Consider the following 16243-nt stretch of genomic DNA (forward strand, 5'->3'; position numbering starts at 1 on the left):
ACGGCGAAGGCCCCCGGGCAGATGCCACGGGGACCTTCGCGAGTGGGGCGGAGCCTTAGCGCTCGACCTCGCCCTTGATGAACTTCTCGACGTTCTCGTAGGCCTCGTCGTCGAAGTACTGGACCGGCGGGGACTTCATGAAGTACGAGGACGCGGAGAGGATCGGACCGCCAATGCCCCGGTCCTTGGCGATCTTCGCGGCGCGCAGGGCGTCGATGATGACACCGGCCGAGTTGGGGGAGTCCCAGACCTCGAGCTTGTACTCCAGGTTCAGCGGGACGTCACCGAAGGCGCGGCCTTCGAGGCGGACGTACGCCCACTTGCGGTCGTCCAGCCAGGCGACGTAGTCCGACGGACCGATGTGGACGTTCTTGTCACCCATGTCGCGGTCGGGGATCTGCGAGGTGACGGCCTGCGTCTTGGAGATCTTCTTGGACTCCAGACGGTCACGCTCGAGCATGTTCTTGAAGTCCATGTTGCCGCCGACGTTCAGCTGCATGGTGCGCTCGAGACGGACACCGCGGTCCTCGAACAGCTTCGCCATGACGCGGTGCGTGATGGTGGCACCGACCTGCGACTTGATGTCGTCACCGACGATCGGCACGCCGGCCTCGGTGAACTTGTCCGCCCACTCCTTGGTGCCGGCGATGAAGACCGGGAGGGCGTTGACGAAGGCGACCTTGGCGTCGATGGCGCACTGGGCGTAGAACTTCGCCGCGTCCTCGGAACCGACCGGCAGGTAGCAGACGAGGACGTCGACCTGCCTGTCCTTGAGGACCTGGACGATGTCGACCGGGGCCTCGGGGGACTCCTCGATGGTCTGGCGGTAGTACTTGCCCAGGCCGTCCAGGGTGTGGCCGCGCTGGACGGTCACGCCCGTCGACGGCACGTCGCAGATCTTGATCGTGTTGTTCTCGCTGGCACCGATCGCGTCCGCGAGGTCCAGCCCGACCTTCTTCGCGTCGACGTCGAAGGCGGCCACGAACTCCACGTCCCCGACGTGGTAGTCGCCGAACTGGACGTGCATCAGACCCGGCACCTTGGCGGCCGGGTCGGCGTCCTTGTAGTACTCGACGCCCTGCACCAGCGAGGCGGCGCAGTTGCCCACGCCGACGATGGCTACGCGAACCGAACCCATTCCGGTTGCTCCCTGTGTTGATCTTCGAAGCCCTGCGGGTCGCAGGGCCTCACTTTGCGGTGTCGTCGGACGGATCCGGCCGGGTACTGCCCCCGTGCCGGGGCAGGCCGCCCGTCTCTCCAGATGTGTCGTCCTGCTGAGCGCCGGCGGGGCCCTCGGGGGCCTGGCCGGCCTCCGGGGTCTCGGGGTCGGACCGTCGCCGGTCCCGCCCCGCCCGCTCGCTCTCGATGAGCTCATTCAGCCAGCGCACTTCGCGCTCCACGGACTCCATGCCGTGTCGCTGGAGCTCAAGCGTGTAGTCGTCCAGGCGCTCGCGCGAACGGGCCAGGGAGGCGCGCATCTTCTCCAGACGCTCCTCCAGGCGGCTGCGCCGGCCTTCCAGCACGCGCATCCGCACCTCGCGCTCCGTCTGACCGAAGAAGGCGAAACGGGCGGCGAAGTGCTCGTCCTCCCAGGAATCCGGGCCGGTGTGGGACAGGAGCTCCTCGAAGTGCTCCTTACCTTCGGCCGTCAGCCGGTAGACGATCTTGGCGCGCCGCCCGGCGAGCGAGGCGGCGAGGGCGTCCTCGGGGGCGCTGCCCGGCTCCTCGATCAACCAGCCGTTTGCGACCAGCGTCTTGAGGCAGGGGTAGAGGGTCCCGTAACTGAAGGCTCGGAAGATCCCCAACGACGTGTTGAGCCGCTTACGCAGCTCGTATCCGTGCATCGGAGCTTCGCGGAGCAGACCGAGGACGGCGAACTCGAGGATGCCGGAGCGTCTGCTCATCCATCGCCCTCCTTCGCCTCGCCGGTTCTGGCGCCGAGACTCTTATGCCGTGCTGATGTATCGACTCGATACATCCCGACGATAGAACGGCTCGGCAGCCCCGACAAGGGCGGCTAGGGTGAGCGGCGTCACATAGTCAATTCGCAGTAAACGACTTGCCTGATTTGGGATGAACTTCGGTCCTCAGGGGTTTTTGACCGTGCGTAGTCTGTGCGGCATGCACACCAGTGGGAACCATGCGACGCCGGTCGGCGTCCTCGTTCTGAGTGCATGGCGGATGAGCCCGAGCCAGGGCTGGTCCGTATCCATTTCGGGGGGACCGGAACTCAGCTGCCGCTTCCAGGCGTACTCGCCTGCCCGAGGAGTAGTCGTTCGATGAGCGAGCACCGTCGCAAACCGCCACAGCCGCAGGGTGGCGGACGTGCCGCGGCCAGGCGAGCCGCCCAGCAGCCCACGGGCCGCCGGGCGGCTCAGGCGCGAGGAACCAGTGCAGGATCTCCCGCCGACCCGTACGGCGGCGGTGGCGAAGAGCGGGTGTACGGCAGCCGTGCCGAGGCCCGCCGGGCCGCCCAGCGTGGCGGGCGCCGCCGCGGTGCCGAGGGCGCCGGCGGCGGAGCCGGGGGACCTGGCGGACACGGTGGCGGCCGACGGGGCGGCGGCGGCCACAATGGCGGCCGCGGCGGACAGCCGGGCAAGAAGCGGCTGATCGACTACCCCCGGCACAACAAGTACGGGTGGCGCCGCTGGGTGCCCTCCTGGAAGCTCGTCACCGGGCTGTCCCTCGGGTTCGCGGCCTCTGTCTTGGGCGCCTCGGCGGTCGTGTACGCCATGGTGGAGGTGCCGGAGGCGGTCAAGATCGCGACGGCCCAGAACAACGTCTACTACTACGCCGACGGCTCACAGATGGCTGCCACCGGTGGTGAGATCAACCGGCAGATCCTTGACTACGACAAGATCCCCAAGGACATGCAGAACGCGGTGATCTCGGCCGAGAACAAGACGTTCTGGGACGACAGGGGTGTCGACCCGAAGGGCATCGGCCGCGCCGTGGTCAACATGGCCATGGGCGAGCAGACCCAGGGTGGCTCCACCATCACCCAGCAGTACGTGAAGAACGCGATGCTGGACGACCAGAGCCAGACCATCAGCCGCAAGGCCAAGGAACTGTTCATCTCCCTGAAGGCCGGCATGGAGGAGCCCAAGGAAGAGGTCATGGCCGGCTACCTGAACACCTCGTACTACGGACGAGGTGCGTACGGTATTCAGGCCGCGGCGCGCACGTACTACGAGAAGGACGCGAAGGACCTCAACGCCAGCCAGTGCGCGTTCCTCGCCGCACTGCTGAAGGGCGCCACCTACTTCGACCCGGCCGGTTCGGTGGACATCGACCCCAAGGCCACGCCCGCGGCGAACACCGAGGCCGCCACCAAGCGGTGGAAGTGGATCCTCGACGAGATGGTCAAGGACCGGCACCTGAGCGCCGAGGAGCGCGCCAAATACACCACGTTCCCGATGCCCGTGCCGCCGAAGAAGGAGGCGCGGCTCGGTGGCCAGGTGGGGTACATGGTGGACCTGGCCAAGGCGTACGTCATCAACAACAATGACGTGGGCATCACGGCGAAGAAGCTGTCCCAGGGCGGCTACGAGATCCACACGACCTTCGACAAGAAGAAGGTCGATGCGCTGAAGAAGGCCGTTCAGGACGTCGAGAAGGCCCACATCGACCCCGAGGAACGCCCTGACACGGACACGCACGTCCAGTTCGGTGGTGCCTCGGTCGACCCGAGGACGGGCGAGATCGTCGCCATCTACGGCGGCTCCGACGCGACCAAGCACTTCACCAACAACGCGGACCAGACCGGTGCCCAGGTCGGCTCGACGTTCAAGCCGTTCGTGCTGGCCGCGGCGATGGAGTACGGAGTCCGTGATCCGCAGGGCGGGCCCGTGCAGGGCCCTGACCAGCGCCGGACGGTCGATCCCGACAAGACGTACTACAACGGCAAGAACAAGCTCAAGATCAAGAAGTACGACGGCAGCGTCTGGCACAACGAGGACGGCGAAGAGTGGCTCCAGGTCAACGACGGTGACAAGAGCTACGGGGACATCAACCTCCGTGAGGCGATGATCCACTCGGCCAACTCCCCCTTCGTGCAGCTGGGCATGGACGTCGGCATCGAAGAGGTCAGGCAGACGGCGATCGAGGCCGGTCTGCGCAAGGAGAGCCTGGTCGGGGCGAACGTGCCGTCCTTCTCGATCGGTATCTCCGACCCCAGCGCCATCCGTATGGCAGGCGCCTACGCCACCTTCGCGGCCAACGGCAAGCAGCGTGACCCGTTCTCCGTGAAGGAGGTGAAGAAGCGCGGCGAGACGATCTTCAAGCACGAGGCCACGACCAAGCAGGCCTTCTCCACCGCCATCGCCAGCAATGTCACCGACGTGCTGAGGGACGTCGTCGAGGACCCCGAGGGCACCGGTAACAACGCGGCCATTCCGGGCCGCCAGGTCGCCGGCAAGACCGGTACCACCGACGGCAACAAGTCCGCCTGGTTCGTCGGCTACACGCCGCAGCTGGCCACCGCCATCGACATGTACCGGATGGACGACAACGCGGCGAATAAGAACCGCAAGTTCCTCGAGATGTTCGGCACCGGTGGCCAGAAGAAGATCCACGGCTCGTCGTTCCCGTCCGAGATCTGGCAGAAGTACATGTCCACGGCGCTCAAGGGCGACAAGGTCATCCCCTTCCCCGAGCCGGAGAAGCTCGAGGCCGACACGGTGTACGGCGGCGGCGCCAAGAGCCCGGAGCCCACGCCGTCACAGACGCCTTCGCAGACGCCCTCCCAGACGCCGTCCCAGAGCCCGTCGCCGACCCCGTCGCAGTCGTCGCAGAGCAGCGAGCCCGCGGAGCCCTCGTGCGGTCCGTTCGACTGGGACTGCAACAACGAGGACGGCGGGCAGAACAGCGGCGGCCAGGACGGCGGTCAGGACGGCGGCACCGATATCGGCGGGACCGATACGGGCGGTACGGACGACGGCGGCACCACAACCGGCGGCGTCAGTCCCAGCCCGTCGGCACCCACCGGCGGCACCACCAACGGCAACGGAAACGGTGGAGGCAACGGCGGCTGGTTCGGCGGAACGGAGGGCTAGGGCCTCCCGTTCGGATCTTGCTGGGCTCGTGACGCCTGGACACCGCACCTCGCGGCGTTGTCGTCGGTCGCCAATGCTCCGCAGTGGCTCCTCCCCCTGCCTTCGGCGGGGGGACCCCCACCTCCGCCTTGCGATGCACGGCACCAGACGCCACCGTCTGATCCAGCCTGATCCAAACGAAAGACCCTAGGCGGCCGCGTCGCCGAATTCGCGCAGGGCGTCCTCCACGATCGCCTCCAGCCGGGCGTGGTGCGCACCGCGCCAGTACACCCGGTCGCACTCGGTGCACTGGGCGAAGACGTCGTACGTGCGCTGTGTGCCCTGCTCCAACTGGCCCCGCACCGCGTCCTTGTCGGCGTCCGTGAGCGGCCCGTTGCAGGCGGTGCACCGTGTCCACGGGGCGAGCGGCGGGGCGAACCGTTCCAGCACGTCCCGCAGCTGGTCGTCCGGCCGGTCGCTGTAGACATACGCCCCGGCCCACAGCTCCCGGCGCCGCAGCAGCCCGCGGTCGCGCGAAAGCATCACCCGGCGCTCCTTCGCCGACCAGGTGGCCAGCGCCGCGTCGCCGATGTCCTCGCTCTCGTACGCCGCGTCCACGCCGAGCAGCCGCAACCGGCGCGCCAGTGTGCCCAGATGGACATCGAGCAGGAACCGGAGCGGTGCCCCCGGCACCGGTTGCGGACGCTCGATGCCGAGCACCTGGACGTGCTCGCCCGCGGCCGGGATGTGCGCGGGCGTCACCGGCCTGCCGTCGACCAGCAGCAGGCCCGCCTCCGTGAGCGGCACGCCGAGCGACTCGACGACATGGCCGAGCGTCGACGCCCCGTCGGTGACCACGACGGAGCGGCCTGCCCGGCGCGGCGCGGCGACGAAGAGGCCCAGGTCGGGCGCGAAGCTGATGTGGATCTCCGGTCCGTTCACGTCGTCAGCATGCCACCGGGCGTGCCGGACCAGCCAGGTCATTTCCACCGGGTCCCGGCTCTCGGGTGCCTCCGGCTCACCCCCGACGCCCGCGCCGACCGGCCGGAGCCTCGCCCGCCCCCCGGCACCCCGCGCCGGTGCTCCAGTGGCCGAGCAGCGCGTCCGCGAACTCGGTCGGCACGTACCGCGCGACCGACGCCTTCCACGCCTCCGGCGTCACGGTGTGGGCCCCGACCTCCCGTCCGGCCGCACCACCGAGGATCGCGAGCTGCTCGGCGGACGTGAGCACCTCGGGGCCGGTCAGGACATACGTCGCGCCACGGTGCCGGTCGTCCACACCGGGCGGAGCCACCCGGTCCGTCACGCCCTCGCCGCTCTCCCCACGGCAGGCACAGCGGCGGGACGACGCCCGAGGCATCGGCCTAAGGAGTCGGCCCTTCGCGCCGGAGGCCTTTCAGGTCCAGCCGCCAGTCGTTGGTGCGGAGCGGATTCCCCGGTGGGTACTCGAAGTCGCGTTCGCCGAGCAGCTCGAAACCGGCTTTCCGGCACACCGCGTTCGACGCGGCGTTGTCCACGGACGGGAAGGCGTGCAGATACCGGTGCTTGTCCGCAGCCCGGGCCCGCTCCACGACGGCCGCCGTCGCCGCCGTCGCGACGCCCCGCCCCTGGAAGCCGCCCAGCACGGTCCAGCCCGTCTCGTACACCCGTATCCCGTCCCAGGTCTGCTCCCAGAAGCCGATCACCCCCACCGGAACCCCCGCCGGCTCCAGCACGATCCGGAACATCCGCCCCGCTCCCGTCCGGTCGGCGCTCAGGTCCACATACCGCTGGTGCCGCTTGAGCAGCTGCTCCTCCGTCTCCGGACCTCCCAGGTGCTCCATCAGCTCCGGCGCGTTGACGGCGTGGAGCAGCCCGAAGTCCTGCTCCGACCAGGCCTCGATGCGCACCGGCGACACGTCACGTCCCATACCCGGCACTGTAGGGCGGGGCTCTGACAACGACGGGTGGGCAGACCTCTCGAACGCGACGAAGCCGCACACCCGTCGCGGTGTGCGGCTTCCTCACCTACGGCCCGCCCGGGGCGAGGTCCCGCCTCAGGGCCACACCAGGCAGTACGGCTGGTGCCCCGCCTCGTGCAGCCGTACCGAGAAGTCCTGCCATTCGTGGAGCAACTGGTACACGTTGAACGCGTCCCGCGGTCCGCCGCGGTCCGGGACGGTCGACCAGATGAACGCCGCCGCGCCCACCGATTCCTCGCCGATGCCGCGCAGCGGGTCGACCACGGTCATCGGGAGTTTCACCACCGCGTAGTCGGGGTGCAGCACGACGAGTTCCAGCGGCGGCACCTTGTGCAGCGGCATCCCCTGGATACCGGTCAGCACCATCGCGGCTATGGTCTCCGGTTTGATCTTGGTGAACATGCCGCCCATGCCCAGTTCGTCGCCGCCCAATTCCTCGGGCCGCATTGAGATCGGCACGCGGGCGGCGGTCGCTCCATTGGGGGCGCCGAAGTACTTGTAGGTCACCCCCATGCCCCGGCCACCCCCGCTCCCGATCGGCCCCAAGGAGGCTCTGTCCTGCTCGCGCCGGTGCTTCCCCCGCCGGGCAGGCTCAGGACCCAGGTCGTCGGTCCCCTCGCCCAGTCCGCCACCGCGATGCATATCTCCACCCGACTGCTTTTTAGGCAACACAGCCCCCGCCGCGCAACCCGATCATCGTGACAGTGACCTCCCCCGCGAACGTGTGGTGAAACACCTGTCCGCAAGAACGTCCGGGCCTCTGACACCATGGATTCCGTGAGCATTCCCTATGACGCCCCAGTTTCGCAGACCCGGAGGTCCGGCGCCTCGTCGTAAACAACGTCGCGGACAGGCGGACCGTTCAAGGAGGGCCCACTCCCCCGCTCCGGCCGCCATGCCCGAGCATTGCTGCCGTCAACTCGTTCTCGCAGGTCAGGACCAACGTGCCGTATTCATACGAAGCCCCAGTCTCACAGACGCTTTTCGACCGCGCGTCCCTCGTGACGCCCGGCGGCGTGAACTCTCCCGTACGGGCCTTCCGGGCCGTGGGCGGTACGCCCCGGTTCATGGTGTCCGGTACGGGTCCGTACCTCACGGACGCGGACGGGCGCGAGTACGTCGATCTCGTCTGCTCGTGGGGGCCGATGATCCTCGGCCACTCGCACCCCGAGGTGATCGCCGCCGTCCAGGAGGCCGTCTCCCGCGGCACCTCCTTCGGCACGCCGGGTGAGGGCGAGGTCGCGCTCGCCGAGGAGATCGTGGCCCGGATCGCCCCCGTGGAGCAGGTGCGGCTGGTGTCGTCCGGCACGGAGGCCACCATGTCGGCCATCCGCCTGGCCCGCGGCTTCACCGGCCGCGCCAAGGTCGTGAAGTTCGCCGGTTGCTACCACGGGCACGTGGACGCGCTGCTGGCCGCCGCAGGCTCCGGGGTCGCCACGTTCGGCCTGCCCGACACTCCGGGCGTCACCGGCGCCCAGGCGGGCGACACGATCGTCCTGCCGTACAACGACCTCGACGCCGTACGCCGGGCCTTCGCCGCGCACCCCGGCGAGATCGCCTGTGTGATCACCGAGGCGTCGCCCGGAAACATGGGCGTGGTCCCGCCCCGCGACGGGTTCAACCAGGGGCTGAAGGACCTGTGCGCCGAGAACGGGGCGCTGTACATCTCCGACGAGGTCATGACCGGCTTCCGCACGTCGAAGGCCGGCTGGTACGGCGTCGACGGCGTCACACCCGACCTGATGACCTTCGGCAAGGTCATGGGCGGCGGCTTCCCGGCCGCCGCGTTCGGTGGCCGCGCCGACGTCATGGCGCACCTGGCCCCGGCCGGCCCGGTCTACCAGGCGGGCACCCTCTCCGGTAACCCCGTCGCCACCGCCGCGGGCCTCGCGCAGCTGCGGCTGCTCGACGACGCCGCGTACGAGAAGGTGAACGCCGTCTCGCGCGAGATCCAGGCGCTGGTGACGCAGGCGCTCACCAAGGAGGGCGTGGCGCACCGGCTCCAGACGGCGAGCAACATGTTCTCCGTCTTCTTCACCGACGCCGAGGTCGTGAACTACGACGACGCGAAGAAGCAGGAGGCCTTCCGCTTCACCGCGTTCTTCCACTCCATGCTGGCGCAGGGCGTCTACCTGCCGCCGTCCGCCTTCGAGTCGTGGTTCGTCTCCACGGCGCACGACGAGCGCGCGGTGGAGCGGATCGCCGCCGCGCTGCCGGCCGCCGCCCGCGCCGCCGCGGAAGCCTCGGAGGCCACGGCATGAGCACCACCGGCAACGACGACATCACCGTCGTCCACCTGATGCGGCACGGCGAGGTGCACAACCCGGACGGGATCCTGTACGGGCGCCGGGCGGGCTACCACCTGTCGGAGCTCGGCCGGCAGATGGCCGACCGGGTCGCCGAGCACCTGGCGGGCCGGGACGTCACGTACGTCGTCGCCTCGCCGCTGGAGCGCGCGCAGGAGACCGCCCAGCCGGTCGCCAAGTCCCACGGGCTGGACCTCGCCACCGACGAGCGGCTGATCGAGGCGGGCAACGTCTTCGAGGGCAAGACGTTCGGGGTCGGCGACGGCGCGCTGCGCCGGCCCGCCAACTGGCGGCACCTGACCAACCCGTTCCGGCCGTCGTGGGGCGAGCCGTACATCGACCAGGTCGTACGGATGATGGGCGCCTTGAACGCGGCGCGTGACGCGGCGCGCGGGCACGAGGCGGTCTGCGTCAGCCACCAGCTGCCGATCTGGATCGTCCGCAGCTTCGTCGAGCGGCGGCGGCTGTGGCACGACCCGCGCCGCCGGCAGTGCACGCTGGCGTCCCTGACGACGTTCACCTACCGGGGCGACAGGATCGTCTCGGTCGGCTACAGCGAGCCCGCCCGCGACCTCGTCCCGCCGCACCTGCTGCCCGGTGCCAGGCCGGCGAAGGGCAAGTCCAAGGCCTTCGGCGCCTGAACCGCGCCCCACGCCGTTCCGCCGGGGCGCGCAGTCGCCCCGGCGGGCGCGTACACCGGTAATCACCCCGTCACACAGCAGATTATGCGGTAATCGGGGGAACCGTCCTCTTCCTCCGCCCCTCTCACACATTGCCGGTTTGGAAGGTATGTCCGGTAACGAACGAGCGCGGATGGGGACGATATGCGCGGGATCAGTCGAAGGGGCCTGCTGGGAGCCGGAGTGGGAGCCGCGGCCGCGATCGGGGTCGGCGGCTGCGGTTTCGGCGGCGACTCGGACAAGCCCGGCAACCAGCCCGGCAAGGGCGGCCGGAATGCGACGGCCCCCGGCAAGGTAGAGGGGCGTCTCCTGGGGGACGGTTCCACGTCCGACACCGGAAAACAGCCGAACCAGCCGGACAAGCCCGTTCCCCTGGAGCCGGGGCAGACCCCGCCGCAGTTCGTGATCTTCTCCTGGGACGGGGCCGGCGAGGTCGGCAACGGCCTCTTCCCGCGCTTTCTGGAACTCGCCAAGAACCACGACGCGGGCATGACCTTCTTCCTCTCCGGGCTCTATCTCCTGCCCGAATCGAAGAAGACCCTCTACCGCCCGCCGAACAACCGCACCGGCGCCTCCGACATCGGTTACCTCACCGACGACCACATCAAGCAGACGCTGAAATACGTCCGGCAGGCCTGGCTCGACGGGCACGAGATAGGCACCCACTTCAACGGCCACTTCTGCGCCGGCTCCGGCTCGGTCGAGAAGTGGACCCCGGCCGACTGGCAGAACGAAATCGACCAGGCCGTGAAATTCGTCACGGAATGGAAGACCAACAGCGGCTGGACCGACCTCGACCCGCTGCCCTTCGACTACCGCAAGGAACTCGTCGGCGCCCGCACCCCCTGCCTCCTGGGTCAGGACAACCTCCTGCCCACCGCCAAGAAGCTCGGCTGGCGCTACGACGCCAGCTCGCCCGGCGGCCACCAGAAGTGGCCCGTCAAACGCCAGGGCATCTGGGACCTGCCGCTCCAGCAGATCCCCTTCCCCGGGCGCTCCTTCGAGGTCCTGTCCATGGACTACAACATGCTCGCCAACCAGTCGAAGAACACGACCAAGGGCATGCCCTCGCGCTATCCGGAATGGAAGAAGCAGGCCACCGAGGCCTATCTGGCCGGATTCAAGCGCGCCTACGAGTCGAACCGCGCGCCGTTCTACATCGGCAACCACTTCGAGCAGTGGAACGGCGGCATCTACATGGACGCCGTCGAAGATGCGCTCAAGGGCATGGCCGGCAAGAAGGACGTACGGCTGGTGTCGTTCAAGCAGTTCGTCGACTGGCTCGACGTCCAGGACCCGAAGATCCTCGACAAGCTCCGTACGCTCGAGGTCGGCCAATCACCGGCGGGCGGCTGGAACACCTTCCTTAAGTCCGTCTGACATCGGGCTTTACGGGCAGCCAGGGGGGCGCGCAAGATCCCCGAAACGTACATGCGAAACTTTTCACATGAGCTTCAGCCGCGCCCCCCGAGGCATCCTGCTCACCGCCGGCGCCCTTGCGGCCGCGTTCACGCTGACCGCGTGCAGCGGCGACTCCAACGGCACGGCCGGTGGTGGCGGGAACACCAACTTCGTCACCAACACCGGCGGTATCGACACCGTCGCCAAGGGCGAGCGGAAGGCGCCCGGCAAGCTCGCGGGCGAGACGCTCGACGGCAAGCAGCTCGACGTCGCCGGCCTCAAGGGCAAGGTCGTCGTGCTGAACGCCTGGGGCTCCTGGTGCGCCCCCTGCCGGGCCGAGGCGAAGCACTTCACCAAGGTCGCGAAGGAGCTCAAGTCCCAGGGTGTGGAGTTCGTCGGCATCAACACCCGCGACCCCAACAAGCAGCCCGCCCTCGCCTTCGAGAAGGACTTCGAGGTCCCGTACCCGAGCCTGTACGACCCGGTCGGCGAGCTCGTCCTCAACGGGTTCCCCAAAGGTACGCTCAACCTCCAGTCCATCCCCTCCACCGTCGTGCTCGACCGCGACGGGAAGATCGCCGCACGCTCGCTCATGGCGCTGGACGAGGCCCGGCTGCGCAAGATGATCGACCCGCTGCTGGCCGAGAAGTGACGGGGAAGTGATCCTGTGATCCTCCTCGCCGCAGAGGCGCTGGGCCGCAACGAGACCGTCTTCAGCGGGGCCCTCCTGCTGGCCCTGCCCATCGCCGTGCTCGGCGGGTTGGTCTCCTTCTTCAGCCCTTGCGTCCTGCCGCTCGTGCCCGGCTACCTCTCCTACGTGACCGGCGTCACCGGCAGCGACCTGGCGGAGGCCCGGCGCGGCCGGATGGCCGCCGGTGCCGCCCTCTTCGTGCTCGGCTTCTCGGCCGTCTTCGTCTCCGGCGGCGCCCTCTTCGGCTACTTCGGCTGGACCCTCCAGGCGCACCGAGAGACGCTCACCACCGTCCTCGGCGTCCTGATGGTCCTGATGGGGATCTTCTTCCTGGGTCTCATGCCCTGGTTCACCCAGCGCGAGTTCCGCTTCCACAAGCGACCGGTGTCCGGGCTGGCCGGAGCGCCCCTGCTGGGCGCGCTCTTCGGCATCGGCTGGACGCCGTGCATCGGGCCCACGCTCGCCTCCGTCCAGGCCCTCGCCGCCAACGAGGCCAGCGCGGGCCGCGGGGCGCTGCTGACCCTGGCGTACTGCCTCGGCCTCGGTGTGCCGTTCGTGCTGGCCGCGATCGCGTTCCGCAAGGCGCTCGGCGCCTTCTCCTGGGTCAAGCGGCACTATGCGTGGGTGATGCGGATCGGTGGCGGCATGATGATCCTGACCGGTCTGCTGCTGCTCACCGGCGCGTGGGACAGCCTGGTGCAGGAGATGCAAGGGTGGTCCACAGGCTTCCAGGTGGGGATCTAGTTCCATGAGCAAGACCGAAACGACCGAGCGGGACATGGCGGAGGCCGGCGACCAGCTGTCCACCGCCCCCAAGGAAGACCTCACCGGAGGCGGCGGCCCGACGCTCGGTGTCATCGGCTGGATCCGCTGGTTCTGGCGCCAGCTGACCTCCATGCGGGTCGCGCTGATCCTGCTCTTCCTGCTCTCCCTCGGCGCGATCCCCGGCTCGCTGATCCCGCAGAACAGCGTGGACGACCTGAAGGTCCGCTCCTTCAAGGAGCAGCACGACGTCCTCGCGCCGATCTACGACCGGCTCCAGCTGTTCGACGTCTACAGCTCGGTGTGGTTCTCCGCGATCTACATCCTGCTGTTCGTCTCCCTCATCGGCTGTATCGTCCCGCGCACCTGGCAGTTCGTCGGCCAGCTGCGCGGCCGGCCGCCGGCCGCCCCGAAGCGGCTCACCCGCCTGCCCGCGTACACCACCTGGCGCACCGAGGCCGCGCCCGAGGAGGTGCGCGACGCGGCGCTGGCGTTGCTCGAGAAGCGGCGCTTCCGGGCCCATACGGCAGGTGACGCCGTCGCCGCCGAGAAGGGGTACCTGCGTGAGGTCGGCAACCTCGTCTTCCACATCGCGCTGATCGTGATGCTGGTGGCGTTCGCGGTGGGCCAGCTCTTCAAGTCCGAGGGCGGCAAGCTGATCGTCGAGGGCGACGGCTTCTCCAACACGCTCACCCAGTACGACGACTTCACGTCCGGCTCCCTGTTCTCCACCGACGAACTGGCACCGTTCAGTTTCAAGCTGAACCAGTTCACCGGTACGTACGAGACCGGCGGTCCGCAGCGCGGCACGCCCCGCACCTTCGAGGCGGACGTCACGTACTCCCGGGGCGACGGCGTGCGGAAGAAGAGCGTCATCCGGGTCAACGAGCCGCTGGAGGTCGACGGCTCGAAGGTCTACCTGATCTCCCACGGGTACGCGCCCGTCGTCACCGTCAAGGACGGCACGGGCGCCACGGTCTTCCACGGCGCCGTGCCGCTCCTGCCGATCGACAACAACATCACCTCCACCGGCGTGATCAAGGTGATGGACGGCTACCGCGACAAGACCGGCAAGAAGGTCCAGCTGGGCTTCCCGGCCTTCTTCGTGCCGACGTACGCGGGCAAGGGCCAGGGTCAGATGTTCAGCCAGTTCCCCGGGCTCGCCTTCCCCGCCCTCAACCTCAGCGCGTACCAGGGCGACCTGCGGGTCGACGGCGGGCTGCCACAGAACGTGTACCAGCTGGACACCAGCAAGATGAAGCCGTTCAAGGACGCGAACGGCGAGATCTTCAAGAAGACACTGATCCCGGGTGAGACCATGACGCTGCCGGGGGGAGCGGGCTCGATCACCTTCGAGAAGGACATCAAGGAGTGGGCCAGCTTCAAGATCTCCCAGCAGCCCGGCAACGGCCTCGCCCTCGCCGGTGCGGTCGCCGCGATCGCCGGGCTGGCCGGCTCGCTGTTCATCCAGCGACGCCGGGTCTGGGTCCGGGCCGTACGGGGGGACGACGGCACGACCGTCGTCGAGATGGCGGGGCTGGGCCGGAGCGACTCCGCCAAGCTCCCCGAGGAACTGGCCGACCTGGCGGCCACACTCCATTCCGTGGCGCCGACCGCGCCCGAAGCCGACGCCGAAGCCGAAGAAGCACCTGCCGAAGGGGCTGAGAAGTGAATCTCGCCGCCGCGACCAACGAGAGCCTGGCGGAGATGAGCAATGTGCTCATCTACTCCGCCATGGCCGTCTACACCCTGGCCTTCCTCGCGCACATCGCCGAGTGGGTCCTCGGCAGCCGCAGCAAGGTCGGCCGTACGGCGGCGGCCCTGACCGCCCCCTCCGCGGGGAGGACCGAGGCCCGGGTCCGGCAGGGCGGCCAAGCCACCGCTGTCCTCGACCGGCCGAAGGTCGTCACCCGCTCCGCGTCCGGCGCCCGCGACGTGCCGGACGGGCCCGGCGCGGCCGGCGGCGACGAGAAGGGCGACCTGTACGGGCGGATCGCCGTCTCGCTGACCACCCTCGGCTTCCTCGTCCAGGCCGCGGGCGTGGTCGCCCGCGCGCTGTCCGTGCAGCGGGCGCCCTGGGGCAACATGTACGAGTTCTCCATCACCTTCTCCACGGTGGCGGTCGGCGCGTACCTCGGCTTCCTGCTGGCGAAGAAGAACGTCCGGTGGATGGGCCTGCTCCTGGTCACCACCGTCCTGCTCGACCTGGGTGTCGCCACGACCTGGCTCTACACCGAGAGCGACCAGCTCGTCCCGGCGCTGCACTCGTACTGGCTGTGGATCCACGTCTCCACCGCGATCTTCTGCGGCGCGGTCTTCTACCTGGGCGCGGTCGCCACGCTGCTGTACCTCTTCCGGGACGCGTACGAGAACAAGGTCGCGGACGGCGGGACGCCGAGCGGCTTCGCCCGCTCGGTGCTGGAGCGGCTGCCGGCGGCGGCGACGCTGGACAAGTTCGCCTACCGCGTCAACGCGGCGGTCTTCCCGCTGTGGACGTTCACGATCATCGCGGGCGCCATCTGGGCCGGTGACGCGTGGGGCCGCTACTGGGGCTGGGACGCCAAGGAGGTCTGGTCGTTCATCACCTGGGTCGCCTACGCCGCGTACCTGCACGCCCGGGCGACGGCCGGCTGGAAGGGCCGCAAGGCGGCGTACGTGGCGCTGATCGCCTTCGCCTGCTGGCTCTTCAACTACTACGGCGTCAACATGTTCGTGAACAGCCTGCACTCGTACGCGGGCGTGTGAGGCCGGGAAGCCTGAGGTAGCGCTCGTCACGGGACCGCGCGACGCTGGATACATGGCCGATCAGATCCCTCCCGGCATCAGCGACAGCCACGGCGACACCCACACCCTGCGGTTCGTGGTCCCCCTGCCCCATCCCGGGGAGCGCGTCTGGCTCGCCCTGACCACCCCCGGCGGGCTGCGCGGGTGGCTGGCCGAGGCGGAGGTCATGCAGAGCCGGCTCGGCGGCGAGGTCACCCTGCGCTGGCTCACCGCGGATCCGCCGACGGTGGTGTCCGGGACGGTCACCGCCTGGGACGTGGAACGGATCGTCGAGTACACGGTCGAGGTGTACGGCCGGATGCGGTTCCATCTGGAGCCGGGCGACGGGGAGGGGGCGACCGTGCTGCGGTTCACCAGCGAGTTCCGCGGGACGGACGACTTCCGGCTGGACTGCCTGGCCGGCTGGCACGACCACTTCCTGTACCTCGCCGAATCCCTCGACGGCCGCCCGGCGGACTGGTCGGCCTGGTCCCGGGACCGCCGGCAGGAACTGCGCGACCAGTACGAGGCCCGGGACTTCGGCGCGACCTAGGGTCTTTCGTTTGGATCAGGCTGGATCAGGGAGTGGCGTCTGGTGCATGGGGTCTCCCCAGGCCCGTCAGGGCCGAGGGGACGCATCGCAAGG

Annotated in this window: 15 protein-coding genes; 9 read left to right on the forward strand and 6 right to left on the reverse strand. The window is 69.0% G+C overall.

The window, feature by feature from the left end:
* Positions 1 to 55 precede the first annotated feature (55 nt).
* Entirely contained in the window at positions 56 to 1138 is a 1083-nt protein-coding gene (locus ABT360_RS22665) for an inositol-3-phosphate synthase (protein WP_351819350.1), read from the reverse strand.
* 49 nt (positions 1139 to 1187) lie between these two features.
* The gene (locus ABT360_RS22670) at positions 1188 to 1904 is read right to left on the reverse strand and encodes a PadR family transcriptional regulator (protein ID WP_351819353.1); all 717 of its coding nucleotides are present in this window, start codon (positions 1902 to 1904) and stop codon (positions 1188 to 1190) included.
* A gap of 375 nt (positions 1905 to 2279) precedes the next feature.
* Between ABT360_RS22670 and ABT360_RS22675 the strand changes: the two genes are divergently transcribed.
* On the forward strand, positions 2280 to 5054 hold the full coding sequence (locus tag ABT360_RS22675) for a transglycosylase domain-containing protein (protein WP_351819355.1): 2775 nt from the start codon (positions 2280 to 2282) through the stop codon (positions 5052 to 5054).
* Between the two features lie 186 nt (positions 5055 to 5240).
* Here the strand turns inward: ABT360_RS22675 and ABT360_RS22680 are convergent, their stop codons facing one another.
* From ABT360_RS22680 to ABT360_RS22695, 4 genes are all read right to left on the reverse strand, one after another.
* Positions 5241 to 5975, reverse strand: a complete 735-nt coding sequence (locus tag ABT360_RS22680; protein WP_351819358.1) for a Mut7-C RNAse domain-containing protein — start codon at positions 5973 to 5975, stop codon at positions 5241 to 5243.
* A 76-nt stretch (positions 5976 to 6051) separates the two neighbouring features.
* Positions 6052 to 6339 carry a hypothetical protein gene (locus ABT360_RS22685; protein ID WP_351819360.1) on the reverse strand — a complete coding sequence of 96 codons (288 nt, stop codon included), beginning with the start codon at positions 6337 to 6339 and terminating at the stop codon, positions 6052 to 6054.
* A gap of 58 nt (positions 6340 to 6397) precedes the next feature.
* On the reverse strand, positions 6398 to 6943 hold the full coding sequence (locus ABT360_RS22690; RefSeq protein ID WP_351819363.1) for a GNAT family N-acetyltransferase: 546 nt from the start codon (positions 6941 to 6943) through the stop codon (positions 6398 to 6400).
* Positions 6944 to 7069: 126 nt separating this feature from the next.
* Positions 7070 to 7636: a hypothetical protein gene (locus ABT360_RS22695; RefSeq protein ID WP_351819366.1), complete on the reverse strand. Its 567-nt coding sequence runs from the start codon at positions 7634 to 7636 to the stop codon at positions 7070 to 7072.
* A gap of 302 nt (positions 7637 to 7938) precedes the next feature.
* On the opposite strand from ABT360_RS22695, the gene hemL reads away from it, so the two are divergent.
* From hemL to ABT360_RS22735, 8 genes are all read left to right on the forward strand, one after another.
* Positions 7939 to 9255, forward strand: coding sequence for a glutamate-1-semialdehyde 2,1-aminomutase (gene hemL / locus ABT360_RS22700; RefSeq protein WP_351819368.1), 1317 nt, complete (start codon positions 7939 to 7941; stop codon positions 9253 to 9255).
* Positions 9252 to 9941 carry a histidine phosphatase family protein gene (locus ABT360_RS22705; protein WP_351819370.1) on the forward strand — a complete coding sequence of 230 codons (690 nt, stop codon included), beginning with the start codon at positions 9252 to 9254 and terminating at the stop codon, positions 9939 to 9941. Before hemL ends, ABT360_RS22705 begins: the two co-directional genes overlap by 4 nt.
* 183 nt (positions 9942 to 10124) lie before the next feature.
* Complete coding sequence (locus ABT360_RS22710) at positions 10125 to 11360, forward strand: hypothetical protein (protein ID WP_351819373.1); 1236 nt, start codon at positions 10125 to 10127, stop codon at positions 11358 to 11360.
* A gap of 67 nt (positions 11361 to 11427) precedes the next feature.
* On the forward strand, positions 11428 to 12033 hold the full coding sequence (locus ABT360_RS22715; RefSeq protein WP_351819375.1) for a TlpA family protein disulfide reductase: 606 nt from the start codon (positions 11428 to 11430) through the stop codon (positions 12031 to 12033).
* Positions 12034 to 12048: 15 nt separating this feature from the next.
* A complete protein-coding gene (locus ABT360_RS22720; protein WP_444852306.1) occupies positions 12049 to 12816 on the forward strand; it encodes a cytochrome c biogenesis CcdA family protein in 768 nt (255 codons plus the stop codon).
* 4 nt (positions 12817 to 12820) lie between these two features.
* Positions 12821 to 14506 (forward strand): cytochrome c biogenesis protein ResB, encoded by a 1686-nt coding sequence (resB, locus tag ABT360_RS22725; protein WP_351819378.1) that lies wholly within the window; start codon positions 12821 to 12823, stop codon positions 14504 to 14506.
* Complete coding sequence (gene ccsB / locus ABT360_RS22730) at positions 14503 to 15579, forward strand: c-type cytochrome biogenesis protein CcsB (RefSeq protein WP_351819381.1); 1077 nt, start codon at positions 14503 to 14505, stop codon at positions 15577 to 15579. The genes resB and ccsB overlap by 4 nt, the downstream gene beginning before the upstream one ends.
* A gap of 52 nt (positions 15580 to 15631) precedes the next feature.
* Positions 15632 to 16150, forward strand: coding sequence for an SRPBCC domain-containing protein (locus ABT360_RS22735; protein WP_351819384.1), 519 nt, complete (start codon positions 15632 to 15634; stop codon positions 16148 to 16150).
* Positions 16151 to 16243: the final 93 nt, after the last annotated feature.

Source organism: Streptomyces sp. NPDC000229 (genome assembly GCF_040300825.1).
In the GTDB taxonomy this organism is placed as follows: Bacteria; Actinomycetota; Actinomycetes; order Streptomycetales; family Streptomycetaceae; genus Streptomyces.